At 63.2% G+C, this 19,821-nt stretch carries 19 protein-coding genes; 9 read left to right on the top strand and 10 right to left on the bottom strand.

The features are described from left to right. Positions 1 to 71 precede the first annotated feature (71 nt). Entirely contained in the window at positions 72 to 530 is a 459-nt protein-coding gene (locus DNK06_RS15725; protein WP_131180937.1) for a DUF2214 family protein, read from the top strand. Between the two features lie 60 nt (positions 531 to 590). Here the strand turns inward: DNK06_RS15725 and nadE are convergent, their stop codons facing one another. Genes nadE through DNK06_RS15710 form a run of 3 tightly spaced genes read right to left on the bottom strand, consistent with a single transcriptional unit; the run spans position 591 to position 3,286 of the window. Next, on the bottom strand, positions 591 to 1,418 hold the full coding sequence (nadE, locus tag DNK06_RS15720) for an ammonia-dependent NAD(+) synthetase (RefSeq protein ID WP_131180936.1): 828 nt from the start codon (positions 1,416 to 1,418) through the stop codon (positions 591 to 593). Positions 1,419 to 1,434: 16 nt separating this feature from the next. Continuing rightward, positions 1,435 to 2,640, bottom strand: coding sequence for a nicotinate phosphoribosyltransferase (gene pncB, locus DNK06_RS15715; protein WP_131180935.1), 1,206 nt, complete (start codon positions 2,638 to 2,640; stop codon positions 1,435 to 1,437). Beyond that, entirely contained in the window at positions 2,633 to 3,286 is a 654-nt protein-coding gene (locus DNK06_RS15710) for an isochorismatase family protein (RefSeq protein ID WP_131180934.1), read from the bottom strand. The genes pncB and DNK06_RS15710 overlap by 8 nt, the downstream gene beginning before the upstream one ends. Positions 3,287 to 3,385: 99 nt before the next feature. Here DNK06_RS15710 and DNK06_RS15705 point away from each other — a divergent pair, with 99 nt between their 5' ends. Next, entirely contained in the window at positions 3,386 to 3,967 is a 582-nt protein-coding gene (locus DNK06_RS15705) for an adenylyltransferase/cytidyltransferase family protein (protein WP_131180933.1), read from the top strand. Next, positions 3,964 to 4,674 (top strand): NrtR DNA-binding winged helix domain-containing protein, encoded by a 711-nt coding sequence (locus tag DNK06_RS15700; RefSeq protein ID WP_131180932.1) that lies wholly within the window; start codon positions 3,964 to 3,966, stop codon positions 4,672 to 4,674. Before DNK06_RS15705 ends, DNK06_RS15700 begins: the two co-directional genes overlap by 4 nt. A gap of 252 nt (positions 4,675 to 4,926) precedes the next feature. Here the strand turns inward: DNK06_RS15700 and DNK06_RS15695 are convergent, their stop codons facing one another. The 7 genes from DNK06_RS15695 to DNK06_RS15665 form a co-directional block, all read right to left on the bottom strand. Continuing rightward, positions 4,927 to 5,358 carry a carboxymuconolactone decarboxylase family protein gene (locus DNK06_RS15695; RefSeq protein WP_131180931.1) on the bottom strand — a complete coding sequence of 144 codons (432 nt, stop codon included), beginning with the start codon at positions 5,356 to 5,358 and terminating at the stop codon, positions 4,927 to 4,929. After that, positions 5,355 to 5,978, bottom strand: a complete 624-nt coding sequence (locus DNK06_RS15690) for an FMN-dependent NADH-azoreductase (protein ID WP_131180930.1) — start codon at positions 5,976 to 5,978, stop codon at positions 5,355 to 5,357. Before DNK06_RS15690 ends, DNK06_RS15695 begins: the two co-directional genes overlap by 4 nt. After that, on the bottom strand, positions 5,975 to 6,424 hold the full coding sequence (locus DNK06_RS15685; RefSeq protein WP_131180929.1) for a GNAT family N-acetyltransferase: 450 nt from the start codon (positions 6,422 to 6,424) through the stop codon (positions 5,975 to 5,977). The genes DNK06_RS15690 and DNK06_RS15685 overlap by 4 nt, the downstream gene beginning before the upstream one ends. Positions 6,425 to 6,769: 345 nt before the next feature. Then, complete coding sequence (gene speA / locus DNK06_RS15680) at positions 6,770 to 8,683, bottom strand: arginine decarboxylase (protein ID WP_131180928.1); 1,914 nt, start codon at positions 8,681 to 8,683, stop codon at positions 6,770 to 6,772. A 137-nt stretch (positions 8,684 to 8,820) separates the two neighbouring features. Next, the gene (locus DNK06_RS15675) at positions 8,821 to 9,192 is read right to left on the bottom strand and encodes a translation initiation factor Sui1 (RefSeq protein ID WP_131180927.1); all 372 of its coding nucleotides are present in this window, start codon (positions 9,190 to 9,192) and stop codon (positions 8,821 to 8,823) included. 111 nt (positions 9,193 to 9,303) lie between these two features. Next, a complete protein-coding gene (locus DNK06_RS15670; protein ID WP_131180926.1) occupies positions 9,304 to 9,843 on the bottom strand; it encodes an NUDIX hydrolase in 540 nt (179 codons plus the stop codon). 3 nt (positions 9,844 to 9,846) lie between these two features. Then, positions 9,847 to 10,914, bottom strand: a complete 1,068-nt coding sequence (locus tag DNK06_RS15665; RefSeq protein WP_131180925.1) for a DUF2333 family protein — start codon at positions 10,912 to 10,914, stop codon at positions 9,847 to 9,849. Between the two features lie 350 nt (positions 10,915 to 11,264). Between DNK06_RS15665 and DNK06_RS15660 the strand changes: the two genes are divergently transcribed. The 6 genes from DNK06_RS15660 to accC all read left to right on the top strand — a co-directional run bounded on the left by DNK06_RS15660 (position 11,265) and on the right by accC (position 19,691). Further along, complete coding sequence (locus tag DNK06_RS15660) at positions 11,265 to 12,878, top strand: diguanylate cyclase (RefSeq protein WP_131180924.1); 1,614 nt, start codon at positions 11,265 to 11,267, stop codon at positions 12,876 to 12,878. 267 nt (positions 12,879 to 13,145) lie between these two features. Beyond that, the gene (locus DNK06_RS15655) at positions 13,146 to 15,110 is read left to right on the top strand and encodes a methyl-accepting chemotaxis protein (RefSeq protein ID WP_131180923.1); all 1,965 of its coding nucleotides are present in this window, start codon (positions 13,146 to 13,148) and stop codon (positions 15,108 to 15,110) included. Between the two features lie 343 nt (positions 15,111 to 15,453). Next, positions 15,454 to 17,223, top strand: a complete 1,770-nt coding sequence (locus DNK06_RS15650; protein WP_131180922.1) for a protein-disulfide reductase DsbD — start codon at positions 15,454 to 15,456, stop codon at positions 17,221 to 17,223. Between the two features lie 120 nt (positions 17,224 to 17,343). Further along, entirely contained in the window at positions 17,344 to 17,793 is a 450-nt protein-coding gene (aroQ, locus tag DNK06_RS15645; RefSeq protein ID WP_131180921.1) for a type II 3-dehydroquinate dehydratase, read from the top strand. A gap of 72 nt (positions 17,794 to 17,865) precedes the next feature. Next, positions 17,866 to 18,318 carry an acetyl-CoA carboxylase biotin carboxyl carrier protein gene (gene accB, locus DNK06_RS15640; protein WP_131180920.1) on the top strand — a complete coding sequence of 151 codons (453 nt, stop codon included), beginning with the start codon at positions 17,866 to 17,868 and terminating at the stop codon, positions 18,316 to 18,318. 17 nt (positions 18,319 to 18,335) lie between these two features. Then, a complete protein-coding gene (gene accC / locus DNK06_RS15635) occupies positions 18,336 to 19,691 on the top strand; it encodes an acetyl-CoA carboxylase biotin carboxylase subunit (RefSeq protein WP_131180919.1) in 1,356 nt (451 codons plus the stop codon). Positions 19,692 to 19,821: the final 130 nt, after the last annotated feature.

Raw genomic sequence — 19,821 nt, 5'->3', positions numbered from 1 at the left:
AGGGTATCGCTTCGCTCGACACCATCCTACCGATAAGGGCTCGCGCCCGTTTTTTCGACAAGGAGTCCCACATGACCGAAGCCATCGCCGCCTACCTGCACTATCTGTCGATCTTCGTGCTGTTCGCACTGCTTACCTTCGAACATGTGCAGCTCAAGTTGCCGCTGGATCTGTCACGGGCGCGCAGCCTGATGCGCGTCGATATCGCCTACGGCATCACCGCCGGCGTGGTGCTGGCCACCGGCATCGCCCGCGCACTGTGGTACGGCAAGGGCTCAGCCTACTACCTGCACAACGTCCTGTTTCACGCCAAGGTCTCGCTGTTCGTGCTGGTAGCCGTGCTGTCGCTGCTGCCTACGCTGGTGATCGCCCGCTGGCGCAGCACCGTCAAGGCGGGCAAGGTGCCGCAGGTCAGTGAGCGCCAGGGGCGCCTGCTGATCAACCTGATTCGCCTGGAGCTGGCCCTGCTGGTGGTTATCCCGCTACTAGCCGTGCTGATGGCGCGTGGGTATGGGATGTTCGACGTTTGAGCCGCGCTTGCTGACATGCAAAAGCCCGCTGGATAGCGGGCCTGTTTGCATCACTGTGGATCAGGGCACCAGCGGCAGTTCGCGCTTGTGCTGGGTCTTGTCGTAAGTCTGCACGATGGTCTGGTAAGCCGATTCGCTGACCGGCTTGCCCTGCAGGAAGGCATCGATGTCCTCGTAGCTGACGCCATGCACGTGCTCGTCAGGGATGCCGGGGCGCTCGTCTTCCAGATCCGCCGTCGGTACTTTCGAGAATACGGCAGCCGGCGCACCGAGACGTTCGGCAATCTGCCGCACCTGGCCTTTGACCAGGCCGCTCAACGGCGCCAGGTCACAGGCGCCGTCACCGAACTTGGTAAAGAAGCCCATCACCGCTTCGGCGGCATGGTCGGTACCGATGACCAGGCCGTTGCGGACATTGGCCACGGTGTATTGGGCCAGCATGCGCATCCGTGCCTTGGTGTTACCCAGCACGAAATCGCGACGCGATGAGGCCAGTCCACTCAACTCGCCGACCTGCCCGGCCAGGCCCGCTACTGCCGGGGCGATATCGATGGTCAGCACTTCGTCTGCCGCGATGAAGGTCAGCGCCGCCTGGGCATCGACCTCGTCGTGCTGCACGTTGTGCGGCAGGCGGATGGCGACGAAGCGGTAGCTCTGATCCTGTTTTTCGCTACGCAGTTGCTCTACCGCGAGCTGCGCCAGGCGTCCAGCGGTGGACGAATCCACACCGCCGCTGATACCCAGCACCAGCGCCTTGGTGTACGAGGCGATCAGAGTGTCCTTGATGAAGGCGATGCGCCGGGCGATCTCGGCGTCCACATCGGCCTCCGAGGCGAACGGGGCGATGACGCCCAGGGCGGTGGCGATTTCGGCTTGTCGATTGCTCATGGTGTCTCTCCCTTAGTCAGTTGGCTTCGAGGCGGAAAACATGTTTCAGGTAAGTCACGAAGTTGGGGTCGCGGCACTGGGTTTTGCCGGGGGTGTCGGAGATTTTCGCCACCGGCTGGCCGTTGCAGTCGATCATCTTTATCACGATGTTCATCGGCTCGACACCGGGGATGTCGCAGGTCAGGTTGGTGCCGATGCCGAAGCTGACATGGATGCGATCATGCAGCGCGCGATACAGTTCCAGGGCTTTGGGCATCGTCAGACCGTCGGAGAAGATCAGCGTCTTGCTCTGCGGATCTATTCCCAGTTCCTCGTAGTGCGCGATGGCCTTTTCGGCCCACTGCAGAGGGTCACCGGAGTCGTGGCGCAAGCCGTCGAACAGCTTGGCGAAATACAGATCGAAGTCCTCGAGAAAGCTGGACATGCCGATGGTGTCGGTCAGGGCGATCCCGAGCAGACCGCGGTATTCCTTGACCCAGCATTCCAGCGCGGCCTTCTGGCTGTCGATCAGGCGTGGCCCAAGCTGCTGATGCGCCATGAACCATTCGTGGGCCATGGTACCGATCGGCTTGAGGTCGTATTCGCGGGCCAGATGCACGTTGCTGGTACCCACGAAGCGGCCAGGGAAATCGCGCTTGAGGATGTGCACCACCTCTTCCTGCACGCGGTAGGAAAAGCGCCGGCGCGTACCGAAATCAGCCAACTGGAAACCCGCCAGTTCATCGGCCGAAGCTTCGCCCTTGAGCCAGTCGAGCTTCTCGTAGAGCCGCTCGCGCACCTGCTCGATCACCACTTCGCGGTAACGGTAGCGGTTGCGTACTTCCGAGACGATGGCCAGCAGCGGGATCTCGTAGAGGATCACGTGCAGCCACGGCCCACGCACACGGATCGCCAGTTGCCCGGCGGCATCGGTGCCGACGTGTACATAGCGCATGTTGAAGCGGAACAGGCTGAGAAAGCGGATGAAGTCGGCCTTGATGAAGGGAATCTTCTCCAGGTAGGCCAGTTGATCCGGGGTGATCGAGGTGTTGACCAGTTGTTCGATCTGATAACGAATCTCCGCCAGGTAAGGCGTCAGATCCTCGTCGCTGCGGCAACGGAACTCCCACTCCACTTCGGCGTTGGGATAGTTGTGCAGCACCGCCTGCATCATGGTCAGTTTGTAGAAGTCGGTGTCCAGCAGGTTCTGGATGATGCTGGGGGCGAATACGCTCTCACTCATGGTCACTCTCCTCGAGGCGGGCCAGCTCGCTGTCGAGCGCTCCGCTGTCGGCGCAGATGATGATGCCCTGCGCGCGCATCTGGTCGATGGCTTGCGTTGCGCCGGCTTCGGAAATGGCCCGGCACGCCGGAAGATACAGCAACACCTGGAAGCCGGCGCCGCGCAATTGCAGCGCGGTGTTCTGTACGCAGAAGTCCAGGGCCAGGCCACCGACCACCACGACATCCACGCCAGCGACCTTCAGGTATTCGATGACACCCGTGCTGCGCTTGCCGGCCAGGTCGTGGAAGCACGCGCCGTATGGGTGCAGATCGGGCTCGACGCCCTTCCAGACGAAGAAATCGTAGTCGATCGGCGCCGGTAGCTCGTCCAGTAGCTCGAAACCTGGCGTGCCTGGCACGCAGTGGCTGACCCAGGTCAGGTCGGCGTTGGCATGGGTCAGCGGCTGCAGCATCTGGGCATGGTTTTCCACCACCCAGATGGCGTTGCGGGCGTGGGCGTCCTTGCTGCCCAGACGCAGGGTGCCACGATGCGCCATGTCGTTGAGCGGCGCGGCGATCTCATGGCCGCCGGCCACTGGCAGTTCATCGGGGCACAGGCTGGTGAAGCCTTTCTGCGCATCGACATCGAACGTGGCGATCTTCATCTGACACCTCCTGCTTGTGGAGCCGCATCGCTGCGGAGTGGACACATATTCCACCAGGTGTATTATATCTGTCAACACCTGCCCACAAGGAGATTCACGATGCCGCCGTCATCACTCCAGACCTTCGCCGCCGATAACCACGAGCCCGCGTCGCAGCGCTTCGCCATGGCTGTTTACGGTGGCGCGTTCGACCCGCCACACGCGGGCCATGCCAGTGTCATCCAACGCACGCTGGACGTAGCGGATCGGGTAGTGGTGGTGCCCAGTTACCGGCATGCCGATGCCAAGCGCATGGCGGACTTCGAACTGCGCTGCGCCTGGGTCGAGCGACTGGCCGCGCGCTTCGACGAACGCGTGCTGTGCTCCACCGTGGAGCGTGAACTGGGCGCCGACGGCCAGGTGATCTACAGCTACGACCTGATGCGCCGTCTGGCACGGGATCATGCCCTGCCGCCGCAGCGCCTGGCGCTGGTGATCGGTGAGGATAACCTCCCCCGGCTGACCACCTTCCACCGTGCGGCGGAGTTGCGCCAGCAATTCGGCCTGCTGGTGGCGAACGAGGAGATGACCGTGCACAGCAGCGCGATTCGCGCGATGATCGCCAGCGGACAGGCGATTCCAGAGGCCTGGCAATTGCCGGAAATCCAGGCCGAATTGACGATTTACAGGAGGGCGATGTGAGTTCTGCGGAAGTACTGGCGAGTGTCGATTTGATCGCCCTGCGCATTGACGCCGAAAGCCGGCAACTGCACCTGCTGCTGCACCGCCGAGAACGTGAGCCCTTCATCGGGCAATGGGCGTTGCCAGGGGTGATCGTCAATGGCAGCACCCGTGACGTCAACCTCGAGGCAGCCGCCCACCGCGTGCTGCGCGACAAGGCCCAGGTTGTGCCACGGCACCTGGAGCAGGTCGGCACCGAGGGCAGCGCCAGCCGCGACCCACGCGGCTGGTCGATGAGCACCTATTACCTGGCCCTGCTGGCGCCGGATACCGAGACGGCCGATGACGGCCTGCGTTTCGTGCCTCTCGATGAGGTGCTGGATGGGCGCATCGCCCTGCCCTTCGACCACAGGGATCTGGCGCGCCTGAGCCTGGAACGCCTGGCCGGCAAAGCGGTGTATACCAGCCTGCCGCTGTACCTGGCGCCAACGCGCTTCACCGTGCTCGATGCCTTGAACGCAGCCCAGGCCTGCCTGGGCACGACGATCAACAACACGTCGCTGCGCAAGCGTCTGGAGCGGATGAAGGACGCCGGCTGGATTCGCGACACCGGCGAAAAGAACTTCCCGAAAATGGGCCGCCCTCAACAGTTGTGGCAACTGACCGAGCAGGCCGACGGCGTGTTCGTCTTCGACCGCAGCCTGCTGGCGGATCGCGCAGGTATTTGATATTGCTGCTCGGAGCGGCTGCGATGCTGCTGATATGAAGGGCAGCAGAGTGGCGGGCACGGACGGTCGGTGACCCGCGTTGAACCATGGATCACGGCCTTCGGCCCCGGATTACGCCTACGGCTAATCCAGGCTACGTTCGGGCCACGACCTGTAGGTTGGATTAGCCCGTAGGATGGGTGAAACCCATCAATTTCCGATGGGTTTCACCCATCCTACGACCGTCCGCTTCCGCCTTTTAGCGTCTGCGCACTACTGGCGCATGCCGATGGCCAAACGGTTGAATGCGTTCATCAGCGAGATGGCGAAGGTCAGGTCGCTGATCTGAGCCTCGTCGAAATGCGCCTTGAGCGGCTCGAACACTTCGTCCGGCGCATGAGTCTGCGCCACGTCGGTCAGCGATTCAGCCCAGGCCAGCGCGGCGCGCTCGGCGTCGCTGAACTGCGCGCTGATGCGCCAGCCGGCCAGACTGTCCAGTTTGGCCTCCACGATTCCGCCCTGGCGCAGGGCCTTGGCGTGCATTTCCAGGCAGAAGGCGCAGCCGTTGATCTGCGAGATGCGCAGGTAGACCAGCTCGATCAGCGGCAGCCCCAGGCTGCTGGCAACCAGGGCATTCTTGGTAGTCAGCAGGCCTTTGTAGGCTTCCGGCGACAGTTGGCTGTAAGGCAGGCGCAAGGTGCTCATGAGGCGATCTCCGTGGAGAGCTTGAGAGGAAAATATGCAGTTCGTTCCAGTTGCGTCAGCGCGCTATCCAACGCGGCACTCGCCGATTCAGCACCGTGCGCCAGACCCTGCAGGTGGACGAACTCGACCTGGGTGATGCCCAGCGTACTCAGCACATGGCGCAAATAGGCGGTGAGGAAATCCGGCTGACGTGCCCGCTCGCCCTGGTAGAAACCGCCAGCACTGACCAGCACCAGGGTCGGGCGATCCTGCAGCAGGCCGACTTTGCCCTGAGGCGTGGCGGCGAAACTGCGGTGGATGCGCAATACATAATCGATCCACAGCTTGAGCGCGGCCGGCACGCAGAAGTTGTGCATCGGCGTGGCGATGATCAGGCAATCGCTGGTTTCCAGTTCGGCGATCAATGCCTCGGAGCAGGCGAAGGCGGGATCATCGAAGGGTGCCGAACCGGTCAGCGCCGACACGTACTCGACGCTCAGCGGCGGTAGCGGCTCACCTGCCAGATCACGCTCGATCACCTCGGCCGCGGGCCAGCGCCGGGCCACCAACTGACGGGCCAGCCGACTGCCGCTGGCGTTCTGCCGGTGCGGGCTGCATTCGAGCAACAGGATACGCTTCATGCGCGAACTCCCTTGAGCGATTGAACGAAGTGCATGCCGCGAGCCAGCAAGCCCTGTCGAAAATAGAAGCGCTGGGCCAGGGCATTGCCCAAACCGGTATCCAGAACCAGATGGACATACCCCATATCGGTCGCCTCGGCGCGCACCGCCTCGATCAGCTGTTGGCCGACGCCGCTACGCTGCTCATCGGCGCGGGTGACCAGATCGTCGATATATACGAAGCGCCCGTAGAGGGTGTTTTCCTGCAGCCGGTAACCGGCCAGTGCGACCACCTCATCACCTCGCCAGGCGGCGAGCAGACGGTAGCCCTGATCGGCCTGGCGCAGCACCTGACGAACGAATACCTGGGCGTCTTCGAGATGGGGACGGAGTTCACGCATGACCGGGAAACAGCCAAGGCATTGAACCTCGTCTTCCACGGCACGAAGGGTGATAGGGCTAGACATGTTGGCGTCCTCGAGAAGAGATGGACGCTACTTTAAAGCGGTGATGGCTCTGCCTATAGAGCCAAGATTGGTAAAAGCCACTGATCCATTAGTGAGATCCGGCAAGCATGGCATTGCAAGACGACTACAGGTTGCAGGAGGTGCAGGACGCCTGGCCTTGCCGGCGATTGGCAACGCAATTTGCAGAACTGCCACCAGCGCATCGCTGGCAAGCGAAGTCGCGACGGTGTTCACGCGACCCCGTAGAAGCCGCGCCCTCGCGGCGATGCGTGACCATGACGCGGTTTCGCGACATGGCCACAACCTCACCACCTCAAGGGCGGCGCTCCCATGGCTCAGCGGTTCTCAGTACGACAGGTACGAGGAGCGTGTCAGGCCCAGACGCAGGGCATCGAGGAACTGGGTACGCTCGCGCACGGTGATCCTGGCGCTGGCCACCTTGTCGCGGTAGTGGGTCATCAGCTCCTCGGGCGACAGATGCACGTAGCGCAGCATGTCCTCGATGGTGTCGTGGGTTTCGATACCGGCGTGGTAGATGCTGCCGTCCTGGTTCTGGTAGATGTTCACCGAATCGGTGTCACCGAACAGGTTGTGCATGTCGCCGAGAATTTCCTGGTAGGCACCGACCAGGAAGATGCCCAGCACGTAGTCCTCGCCGTCTCGCAGCTCGTGCACCGGCAGGCTGGTCTCGATGGACTGCTCGTCGACGTACTGGTTGATCTTGCCGTCCGAGTCGCAGGTCAGATCCTGCAGCACGGCGCGGCGCAGCGGCTCTTCATCCAGGCGACCCAGCGGCAGGATCGGCAGGATCTGGCCGATGGCCCAGGTGTCGGGCAGGCTCTGGAATACCGAGAAGTTGCAGATGTACTTGTCGGCCAGCTTGTCGTTGAGCTCGTCGAGCACCTGGCGATGGGAACGCTGGCGGGCCTTGAGCTGGTTGTACAGGCGGCGGCAGATGGCGAAGTAGCACTGTTCGGCCAGGGCCTTCTGCGGCAGGTCGAGCTTGCCGGCGGAATACTGCGCGGCCACTTCGCTGACGTAGTGGGTGGCGCGCCAGTAGCTTTCGGCGACCATTTCCGGGTCGCTGTCGCCGAGCAGGTCGATCAGCACCTGCAGCACTTCCGGCTGCTCGACGCTGCGGTCGATGTCCGGCACCTCGTCGTTGTGCCGCTCGACGTCGGTGACCTGCACCAGCAGCACCGCGTGGTGCGCGGTCATCGCCCGGCCACTTTCCGAGAAGATGTGCGGATGGGGGATTTCCTGGCGGTCGCAGAACTCCTTGAGCATGTCGACCACGGCGTCGGCGTAGTCCTCCATGTCGTAGTTGATCGAGCTGGCGTTGCGCGAGTGGGTGCCGTCGTAGTCCACCCCCAGGCCACCGCCGACGTCGATGTGATCGACCGGCAGGCCGAGGGCGCGCAATTCGCCATAGTAGCGGATGGCCTCGCGGAAGCCCTTGCGGTAGTCGGCGATATTGGCGATCTGCGAGCCCATGTGGAAATGCAGCAGGCGGATGCCCTGATCCAGGCCCGCGGCGCGGAAGCGCTCGACCACCGACAGCAGTTGCGCCGCCGACAGGCCGAACTTGGACTTCTCGCCGCCGGTATCGGCCCACTTGCTCGACGCCAGGGACGACAGGCGCACGCGCAGGCCGATCTGCGGCGCGACCTTGAGCTCGGCCGCCTCCTCGATCACCAGGGCGACTTCCGACTCCTTCTCGATGACGATGAACACATTATGGCCGAGTTTCTGGCCGATCAGCGCAAGGCGGATGAACTCGCGATCCTTGTAACCGTTGCAGACGATGGTGCCACCCTTCGGCGCCAAAGCCAGCACAGCCAGCAGCTCCGGCTTGGAACCGGCTTCCAGACCGATGGAGACGTTCTCAGTGGCGATGATGTTTTCCACCACCGCTTCCTGCTGGTTGACCTTGATCGGGTACAGCGCGGTGTAGCGATTGCCGTATTCCAGGCGCGCGATACTGGCGTCGAAGGCGCCGGTCAGCTTGCGTACGCGATCCTGCAGAATGTCCGGAAAGCGCACCAGCAAGGGCAGCGACAGGCCGCTCTGGCGCAGCTCGGCAACCTGTTCAAAGAGGTCGATGGGTGTGCTGTCCGGCCCGTTGGGACGTACTTCGACGCGGCCCGCATCATTGATCGAGAAATAACCCGCGCCCCAATGGCGGATGCCATAGACACTGCGGCTGTCGGCCACTGTCCATTGGCTTCCATCGTCCTTGCGTGTGCGTCGTGCGGCCATCGAGGTCTCCCCTGTAGCGAATGGGCTGATGCGGTCGAATAAGGTCGACCGAGCATAGAGCCTGGAAATGACGATTGCTCGGCAGTGGACTGGCCGAGCCGTCGGTAAGTTTAGAAAGTTGCCTGTTTCGGCGGCCATCAGCCGCCGGATTTCTTGGCCTTGAAACCGCGTTTGAGCAGCTCGGCGAGCAGCAACTCCACATGATCGCCCTGGATCTCGATCACCCCGTCCTTCAGAGAGCCGCCACAACCGCAACGCTTCTTCAGCACCGATGCCAGCTCCTTGAGCGGCTCTTCGGCCAGCGGCACGCCGCTGATGGTGGTCACCGTCTTGCCACCGCGGCCTTTGGTCTCGCGGCGCACCCGGGCAATGCCATCGCCTTCCGGGATGGCCGTGCTCGAGCAGGTGCAGGCATCCACTGGCTGCCCACAATCAGGACAATGTCGCCCGGCGTCAGTGGAATACACCAGGCCACCGAGACCGGCGAATGAGGAGGTTTTCTTGGCCACCGCGTTTTTCCTCAGTGGATTGGCGAAGCGGCGCAGTTTAACGACAAAGCCGAGCCATGCTAAGAACCCAAATGCGCCATGGCCTGACGAATTGGCGACCGGCTGGTTCGATCAGGACGGGGAACTCGCCAGGTAAAGCTGCAGCGCCTGCAACGAATCCGGGCAATAGTCCCTGTGTTCGCTGTCCTGCAAGACCGCCTGGAGACTGATGAAGCGAGCGCTCGACACTTCTTCCGGCTGCAGAACCAGCGGCGCATCGGACACGGCGGAGAACACCGCGCCCCATAGCTGATTGTCCGCCCGGGCGAAACGAAAGCGCCCATGTTCACGCAGCGCAACCCCGAAGATCCCCAGTTCCTCAGCCAGCTCGCGAGCTGCCGAAGTGGCGTAATCCTCCCCCGCCGCCACCATGCCGCCCGCGGCCACGTCCCAGTAACCGGGGTAGATCGCCTTGCTCAGGGTGCGTTGGTGCACGCACAACTCACCAAGGCTGTTGAATAGCAGAATGAAGGTACCCCGGCCGATCAGCCCACGGGCACGCAGCTCGGCACGGGGCAATTGGCCGAGCAGGCGATCCTGTTCGTCGACCCAGGCAACCAGTTCGGCGTCCGAGGCGGCGCGATGCGCCACCTCTGCGGCACTGATCGACATGCCTCAGCCCTGGGACAGCAGCTGACGCAGGTCGATCACCGCGGCGTTGGCACGCGAGATGTAGTTGGCCATGACCAGCGAGTGGTTGGCGAGGATGCCGTAACCACTGCCATTGAGCACCATGGGGCTCCACAGGGTGGCCTGGGCCGCCTCCAACTCACGGATGATCTGCCGTACGCTGACGGTGGCGTTCTTCTTCGCCAGCACGTCGGCGAAGTCCACCTCGACGGCACGCAGCAGATGCGACAGTGCCCAGGCCTGACCGCGCGCTTCGTAGAACACGTTGTCGATCTGCAGCCACGGCGTTTCGTAGGCGCGCTCGGTGACTTCCGGCACTTCGCCCTGTCCCAGCTGATCGGCCTCGGTGACTTCGGTATTCAGGCGTACCTGGCCAACGCTGGCCGACAGCCGCTGCGACAGCGAGCCGAGGCGGGTGGCGACATCGCCGAACCAGTTGTTCAGGTTGTCGGCACGGGTATAGAAGCGCGCACCGCTCTGGCCAGGTTCGGACAGACGAGCCAGGTAGCGATCCAGGGATTTGAGGCCCTCGCGGTACTCCGATTCGGCGGCCGGCAGCGCCCAGCTGCGATGGTCGAAGTTGAAACGCGGCTCGGCCCGGGCCAGATCGCCATCCTCGGTAGACTGCGACTGCGAACGGGCGAAGTCCTTGCGCAATGCACGGGAGAAATCACGCACCTGCACCAGCACGCCGTATTCCCAGCTCGGCATGTTGTCGAGCCACAGGCCCGGCGGAGCCAGATCGTTGGACAGATAACCGCCCGGCTTGTCGAGCAGGGTCTCGGCGACCTGCTTGAGCGTTTCCACCGTGGTGTAACCGCTGACCACCTGGCGCTGGCTGCTTTCGGCTGCCGCCTGCACGCGCTGCTGCACCGGGAACATGTCCGGCTCCTGACTCCAGTACCAGCCGACGATCAGCGCCACCAGCAGGTAAATACCCAGCAAGCCGGCAATGATCCCGCCGAGCCGACCTCCGGTGCGACGGCGTGATCCAACTGATGCGCCATCGTCAGCACTGTGCGTGCCAGAGGTGCGGTTCTTCCAATCGAGCATGGCGATTATCCTTTGATCTGCGACATACAGGGCTTCGACCACAGGGCGGTAGCAGGGTTGCGCTAATACTTGCGATCCAGCGAGTCCGTTATCGAGCCTACGCCGTTCACTATAAGGGAAGGCTGCCCCGCTGCGCAGCGTGACAACCTGTTCACGACGTGACAGTGGATGACAGGCTCCGGAACCATCACCTTGCCGGCCGGTCGGCATAAGGCTGCCTGGGCACCATCCCCCGACGTGCGGGACGATTCACAGCATTGAGGGCAAAGGAATGGCAAAATAATCATCCGGTGATAGCATGGAGCCACCACTCGGTAGCGATTCGCCGCCACACGCAGATTAAAGGCCAAATGACCGAGCACGAAGATCCCAGCCGCGACCGGCTCAAGCAGCATTTTGCCCAGCGCGTCATCCACCAGGCCCGCCAGGTTCTGGAAGTCTGGCAGCGCCTGCAGCGCGCCGAATGGAACGACGCCGGCATGCAGGAGCTGCACGAAGCGGCGCAACTGCTGCAGCGCTATGCCGAGCGCTTCGAGCAGGCGGAGCACCGTGGCCTGGCTCAGCGCATCGTTGCCTGTCTGAGCGCTGTGGATGCCAACCGCGGGCGCCTCAACAGCGAGGTGATCAGCGAGCTCAATCAACAGATGCAGCGCCTGTCGCGTACCGGCCTGCGCCATGGCGACCGCTTCGAACAGACCGCCCTGCCACCACTGCGCAAACCGGTTTATCTGGCCCTGCAACACCTGGAGCGCGCCGAGCGCCTGGCTCAGCAGCTGGAGTTCTTCGGCATGAACGCCCTGCCGCTGGACACCGCCAACGCCTTTCGCGCCGCCATGCTCGAACGCCACCCGGCGGCCATCCTCATGGAAATCGACTTTGCCGGCAGGGGCAACGGCCTGCTTCTGGCCCAAGGCGTACAGGAAGGGCTGCAGGAAAAAATCCCGCTGCTGTTCTACAGCCATGAAGACACCGACACCCCGACCCGCCTGGCCGCCGTGCGCGCCGGCGGCCGCGAGTTCTTCACCGGGACGCTGGACGCTTCCAGCCTGCTGGAACGCATCGAGGTGCTGACTCATGTCGCCCAGTACGAGCCCTATCGCGTGCTGATCGTCGATGACTCTCGTGCCCAGGCCACCCATACCGAGCGAGTGCTGAACAGTGCCGGCATCGTCACCCGCACCCTTACCGAACCGATCCAGGCCATGGCCGAACTGGCCGAGTTCCAGCCGGATCTGATCATCCTCGACATGTACATGCCCGCCTGTAGCGGCACCGAGCTGGCCAAGGTGATTCGCCACAACGACCGCTATGTCAGCGTGCCGATCATCTACCTGTCCGCCGAGGACGACCTCGACAAGCAGCTCGACGCCATGAGCGAAGGCGGCGACGACTTCCTCACCAAACCGATCAAGCCGCGCCACCTGATCGCCACCGTGCGCAACCGCGCCGACCGTGCACGCAACCTCAAGGCGCGCATGGTGCGCGACAGCCTCACCGGTCTGTTCAACCACACCCACACCCTGCAGTTGCTCGAAGATGCCCGTTTCCGTGCCCAGCGCGACGGACAACCGTTGAGCTTCGCCATGCTCGATATCGACTTCTTCAAGAAGGTCAATGACAACTATGGCCACCCCATGGGCGACCGGGTGATCAAGAGCCTGGCGCTATTTCTCAAGCAGCGGCTGCGCAAGAGCGACTGCATCGGCCGTTATGGCGGTGAGGAATTCGCCGTGGTGATGCCCAACACTGACGCACGCACGGCCGCCAAAGTGCTCGACGAAGTGCGCAGACGCTTCGCCGAAATCCATTACCCCGCACAGCCCCAGGATCTCAGTTGCACATTTAGCTGTGGCATCGCCGAACTGCGCGACGGCCTGGACAACAAGCACCTGTCACAGCGTGCTGACGAGGCGCTGTACCGCGCCAAGAATGGCGGCCGCAATCGTGTCGAGGTCTACGGCTGAGGTAACGGATCCGTCCTCAGCAAGGCGGTAGCGGCCCTTCGTAGGGGGGATCGGGGCGTAGCTGACGCTCTACCTACGCGGCCCGACCCGTCCACCACTCCGCAATCGCAATGGTGGACAAAAAGAGCGTTGTCCACCCTACGGCCTGGCTTGAAGCTTGAAGCTTTCCCACAGCGTCATACCACTGTCATGAAGTCGCAATAACGTACCGACACCGCCGCACTGCATGGCGCAGTGCCATCACCGTTCAGTCGTCGGTCGAGTCCCATGCGCCTTAAATCGCTCACCAATCTCAATACCCTGCTGCTGGTCGGCGTCGGTATCGCCCTGGCCTGCACGCTATGGTGGTCACAACGGGCACTGGAGCGCCCTTATGTACTGATGGAGCAGTACCTGGGCCTTTCCCAACAATTTCAGCGTGAAGCCGCGGGCAACATCCTCGGTTACCTGGACAACGGCGACGCCTTGCGCCACAGCGCCGCTCTGCAGAGCCTCGATGCCCTGCAGCAGAACGTCGCGCAGTTGCCTGCCGACCTCGCTGGTGACCTCGTGAACAGCCTGGGTGAGTTGAAAACCTTTGCCGCAGACGAATTGCTCGCCGCCGGCAAGCTGTCCGGCGATCCTCAGGGCCTGCTGATTCAGGCGGAGCGGGAGATGGCCGGCGTCCTGTCGCAGATCGCCCGATACGCCGACGAGGGTCAGGGCGAGACGGCGCAAGCCTATCGCCACCCACTGTTCGAAGCGTCCCAACATCTCGCACGCCTGGCTCTGGCCCGAGACAAGCTGGTCAGCAGCGGGCGTAGCGAACTGGCAGCGGACGTGGAACGTGAAGTGCAGTCATTGCAGGAGCAGGCAAAGGCTCTCGACGGCCTGGCGCTGCTCGGTGTCGCCGATGAAGCCACGTCTGGCGGCAGTGCCTTCGCCTCGCTGCTGGGCCTGGACAGCGATAGCCAGGAGGCCGAGGCGGAAGATCGCGGCATCGCCTTGAAACGTGAACTCAACAGCCTGCTTGGCCGCTACCCGGGGGAACTGGCGCGCACCCGTACCCTGATCGAACAGCGCGGCCAGCTGGCGGCCGCCACCCGCGCACGGCTGGATGCGGTGCAGCAGTCCTTCACCACGCTGGAACCGCAAGTGCGTGCCGAGCATGGCCGCATCCAGGGCGAAGTGCGCCTGATCCTCGGTGCCATGGTTGCGCTGATCCTGCTCATCGCGCTGATCATCGACACCCTGCAGCGCCGCCTCAGCCGCCTGCTCGAACGACTGGTGCCGGCACTCTCGGCCTGGGCATCGGGCGACTTCAGCCGCGAGGTTCACCTGGCCACCAATACCCGCGAACTGCGTGATATCGAGGAATCGCTGAATCGCCTGCGCGCCTATCTGGTCGATCTGGTCGGCACCATCCACCAGCACGCCGGGCAGGTCTCGGCCTCCAGCCGCACCCTGGCCGACCTCAGCGGCGGCCTGCACGACGGCGCCGAACGCCAGGCCAGCGATACCGCACAGATTCGCGACGCGCTCGGCGAACTGGAAGCGACCATCCTTCAGGTCGCCGACGACGCCAGCCAGACGGCAACCGCCAGCCGCGACGCCGACCGCGCCCTGGCGCAGGGCCAGCAGGTCATCGGCAACAGCCTGACCGGCCTGCATGCGCTGGTCGAGGAAGTACAGGGTAACGCCCAGGCCATCGAGCGCCTGGCCGAAGAGACGGGCACCATTGGCAGCGTGCTGACGGTTATCCACAGCATCGCCGAACAGACCAACCTGCTCGCCCTCAATGCCGCCATCGAAGCGGCTCGTGCTGGCGAGGCCGGTCGCGGCTTTGCCGTGGTGGCGGACGAAGTACGTTCGCTGTCACTGCGCACCAGCTCGGCCACTACACAGATTCAGGACGTGATCGGCCGCCTTCAGAAAGCCGCCAACGGATCCTTGGTGGCGATGCGCAGCCAGGTCGAACACGCCGAAGCCACGGCTGACCAGGCCCGCACTGCCGACGGCGCCCTGGATGAAATCGTCAGCGCGATCCGCACCATCACCAGCATGGCCGGGCGAATCGCCGACGCCACCGCCTACCAGGGCAGCGCGGTCAGCGAAATCCGTGACCATAGCGAACGCATCCACCAACTGGGCGGCGACAACCTGCAACGCATCGGCCAGGGCCGCGCCCAGAGCGGCGAATTGCAGGAATTGAGTGGGCAGTTGAATCAGGCGGTGCAGGCGTTTCGCGTGTAAGCGAAGAAAAAGGCGCAAGAGGCCGGTCGATGATTCGCGTTAAACGAAGGATCAGGCCTTCTAGGCTACGCGCCCCGATCCAACCTACGGGATCCATGGCACGAATGTAGCCTGGATTAGCCGCAGGCGTAATCCGGGGCCGAAGGCCGTGATCCATGGTTCAACGCGGGTCACCGACCGGCCGCTTCCTCCTTGAACCTTCCGCCTACGCGGCCTTATGCCGCAGCAGTCATCCGCCAGGCCAAGCATCTTCCGGCCAGCGCAACGGCCTCTTACAGCACGCCCCATGGCATGGCTCGCCGGCTCCGTTATCATGACGCGATTCACGCCGCACGAGATGCCCATGTCACGTTTCCTCTGCCTGCTGCTGTTGCTCGTCGTCCTGCCCGCCGGCGCTGGCGTTTTCGACAGCCGCCCGAACGCCGCACCTCTCGGCCAGCCGCTGAACAACAGCGCGGATTTTCTGCCCGTACGCGAGGCGTTCAAACTGAGCCTGGTGGACAGCTCGCCGAACTCGGCGACCCTGCGCTTCGTCGCGGCCGAGGGCTATTACCTGTATCGCCACCAGTTCAAGTTCAAGGTCGAGCCCGCCGAGCTGGCTGGCGTTCCTGTGGAACTGCCGGACGGCCTGCACAAGACCGACGAGTATTTCGGCGACGTGCAGGTGTTCTACGAAGTACTGGATATCGAGGTACCACTCAACAACCCGGACAATCGCCCGCTCAATCTGACCGTCACCTACCAGGGCTGCGCCGACAAGGGCCTGTGCTATCCGCCGGAAACCGAGACGCTGGCGATCAATGGTGGCGTTGCCAGCACCGAAAGCGGCACGGTGCAAGCCAAGGCGGGCTGGAGCTGGGTCGATATGGCGCTGATGTTCGCTGCGGGCCTGACGCTGACCTTCACCCCCTGCGTACTACCCATGCTGCCGATCCTCTCCGGTGTAGTGCTGCGCGGACGCCCGAGCAAGGGACGTGGGCTGGCGCTGTCGCTGGCTTACGTACTGCCAATGGCCGCCTGCTATGCCGCACTCGGCGCGTTGATGGGCCTGTTCGGCGCCAAGCTCAACTTGCAGGCGATGCTGCAATCGCCGTGGATTCTGGTGCCGTTCGCGCTGTTCTTCGCGCTCTTCGCCGTGGCCATGTTCGGCGTATTCGAACTGCGCCTGCCAGCCTTCATCCGCGAGCGTCTGGATCGCAAGGCGGCGCAGACCCAGGGCGGCACTCTGGCAGGCGCCGCGACTCTGGGCGTGCTCTCCAGCCTGATCGTTTCACCGTGCATCACCGCACCGTTCACCGCCCTGCTGCTCTATATAAGCAGTACCGGCGATGCCGTGGGTGGCGCGCTGCAACTGTTCGCGCTGGGCCTGGGAATGGGCACCCCGCTGGTGATCTTTGCCGCAGGCGGTGGTGCGCTGCTACCCAAATCCGGCACCTGGATGATCGCTGTGCGCAATGCCTTTGGCGTGATGCTGCTGGCGGTGTCGGTCTGGCTGCTCGAGCGGGTGCTGCCCGGCAGCCTGGCATTGGCGCTCTGGGGGCTGCTGGCGGCGGGCGTCGCGCTGTTCCTCGGTGCCCTGGAATTCACCTCGAAAACCCCACGGGGCAAACTGGCGCAACTCGCCGGCCTGGCCTTGCTGGTCTATGCCCTGGCCGCCTGGACAGGCGCCCTGCAAGGCCGCGACGATCCGCTGCGCCCACTCGGCAGCGGCCCCACAGGCGGCCAGGCGAGCGCAGCCACAGCCGGCAGTTGGCAAACCGTCAGCACCCCGGCCGAGCTGGATGCTGCCCTGGCGCAGGCCAAAGGCACGGGCCAACCGCTGCTGCTGGACTGGTACGCCGACTGGTGCATCAGTTGCAAGAAGATCGAACGTGAAGTCTTCAACTCACCCCAGGTTGGCCCGCAATTGGCCGACTATCACCTGGTGCGTTTCGACATGACCGACAGCACCGCAGCCCAACGCGCGCTGCTCGACCGCTACCAGCTGTTCGGCCCGCCAGCGATCCAGCTGTTCGACGGCAGCGGCAAGGAATTGCAGGATCTGCGGGTGGTCGGCGAGATCGACGCCGCGGCGTTTTCCGAACGCCTGACCCTGGCACGAGAACGATTTTAGGCAATTCGGTCACATCTTCGGCGAAAGATGCGGACATCGTGCCGACTACTCCCGAAAACTGGACATCCCTACGGCAACTCTGGCAGAGTCCGCGCAGCTAAAAAGAAGGAAGCCCGGATCATGTCGACCCTACTGGTTTTGCACGGCCCCAATTTGAACCTGCTCGGTACCCGAGAGCCCGGCACCTATGGTGCCACGACCCTCGAGCAGATCAATCTCGACCTGGAGCAACGTGCTCGCGAGGCCGGCCATCATCTGCTGCATCTGCAGAGCAATGCCGAGTATGAGCTGATCGACCGTATTCACGCCGCCAGAGTCGAGGGCGTCGACTTCATCATCATCAACCCTGCCGCCTTCACTCACACCAGCGTCGCATTACGTGACGCGTTGCTGGCGGTGAGCATCCCATTCATCGAAGTACACCTCTCCAACGTGCACAAGCGCGAACCTTTCCGGCATCACTCCTATTTTTCCGACGTGGCGGTGGGCGTGATCTGCGGTCTCGGCGCCAGCGGTTATCGGCTGGCCCTTGAGGCGGCACTGGAAGGCCTGGCGAGCAAAAACACCTGAAACCGGCGCCATGACGCGGCGGTTCATTCGCACAACTTGAACGACCCTGACCAGACTGGGAGTTGAACACCTATGGATATTCGCAAAGTCAAAAAACTGATCGAGCTGCTGGAAGAGTCCGGCATCGACGAACTGGAAATCAAGGAAGGCGAAGAGTCCGTACGCATCAGCCGTCACGGCAAGCAACCGGCCTACGTCCAGCCTACCTATGCGCCAGCCCCTGCTCCAGTCGCTGCCGCTGCAGCCCCGGTTGCTGCCGAAGCCGCTGCACCGGCCGCTGCCAAGCTGAACGGCACCGTGGTGCGCTCGCCAATGGTCGGTACCTTCTACCGTGCCGCTTCGCCAACCTCGGGCAACTTCGTTGAAGTCGGTTCGACCGTGAAGAAAGGCGACATCCTCTGCATCGTCGAAGCGATGAAGATGATGAACCACATCGAGGCCGAAACCAGCGGCACGATCGAATCCATCCTGGTCGAGAACGGCCAGCCGGTGGAATACGATCAACCGCTGTTCACCATCGTCTGATGCGCGGGGAACCCGTAATGCAGAAGCTGGAAAAAGTCCTGATCGCCAACCGCGGCGAGATTGCCCTGCGCATCCTGCGTGCCTGCAAGGAACTGGGCATCAAGACCGTAGCGGTACACTCCACCGCCGACCGCGAACTGATGCACCTGGCCCTGGCCGACGAATCGGTATGCATCGGCCCGGCCCCCGGTAACCTGTCGTACCTGAACATCCCGGCGATCATCAGTGCCGCGGAAGTCACCGGCGCGACCGCCATCCACCCCGGCTACGGCTTCCTCGCGGAAAACGCCGATTTCGCCGAGCAGGTGGAAAACTCCGGTTTCGCCTTCATCGGCCCGAAAGCCGACACCATCCGCCTGATGGGCGACAAGGTCTCGGCCAAGCACGCCATGATCAAGGCCGGCGTACCGGTGGTTCCCGGCTCCGACGGCCCGCTGCCGGAAGACGAAGCGACCGCCCTGGCGATCGCCCGTGAGGTCGGATACCCGGTGATCATCAAGGCCGCTGGCGGCGGTGGTGGTCGCGGCATGCGCGTGGTGTGGAAAGAAGAAGACCTGATCAAGTCGGCCCGCCTGACACGCAGCGAAGCCGGTTCGGTGTTCGGCAACCCGATGGTTTACCTGGAGAAATTCCTCGGCAATCCGCGTCACGTGGAAGTCCAGGTACTCTCCGACGGCCAGGGCAACGCCATCCACCTCTATGACCGCGACTGCTCGCTGCAGCGCCGTCACCAGAAGGTGCTGGAAGAAGCCCCGGCCCCGCTGATCGACGAGCAGGCCCGCGCCGAAGTGCTGCAGCGCTGTGTCGATGCCTGCATCGAGATCGGTTACCGCGGTGCCGGCACCTTCGAGTTCCTCTACGAAGACGGTCGTTTCTACTTCATCGAGATGAACACCCGCGTGCAGGTCGAGCACCCGGTCACCGAAATGGTCACCGGTATCGACATCGTCAAGGAGATGCTCAGCATCGCCGCTGGCAACAAGCTGTCGTACAAGCAGGAAGATGTGAAACTCCTCGGCCACGCCCTGGAATGCCGCATCAACGCCGAGGATCCGGACAACTTCATGCCCTGCCCCGGCAAGGTGAAGCACTTCCACGCGCCAGGCGGTTTCGGCGTGCGGGTCGATTCGCACCTGTACAGCGGTTACACCGTGCCGCCGAACTACGACTCGCTGATCGGCAAGCTGATCACCTACGGCACCACCCGTGACGAGGCTCTGGCCCGCATGCGCAATGCCCTGGAAGAAATCGTGGTCGACGGCATCAAGACCAACGTGCCCCTGCACCGTGACCTGGTCGTGGACAAGGGTTTCTGCGAAGGCGGCGTGAATATCCACTACCTGGAAAAGAAACTGGGTATGGATAAGCACTAAAATCGAGCGGCAAGCTGCAAGTCTCAAGCAGCAAGCTGTACGATATGCGACACAAGAGAGCGGCCTAGGCCGCTCTTTCTTTTTCTTGCAGCTTGAAGGGGGCGGCCATCCGCCTTGAACTTGAAGCTGC

The organism is Phytopseudomonas daroniae (genome assembly GCF_004327285.1).
GTDB classification, from domain to species: Bacteria; Pseudomonadota; Gammaproteobacteria; order Pseudomonadales; family Pseudomonadaceae; genus Aquipseudomonas; species Aquipseudomonas daroniae.
The sequence above is the reverse complement of the archived record's forward strand: the minus strand, read 5'-3'. Positions and strand labels throughout refer to the sequence as shown.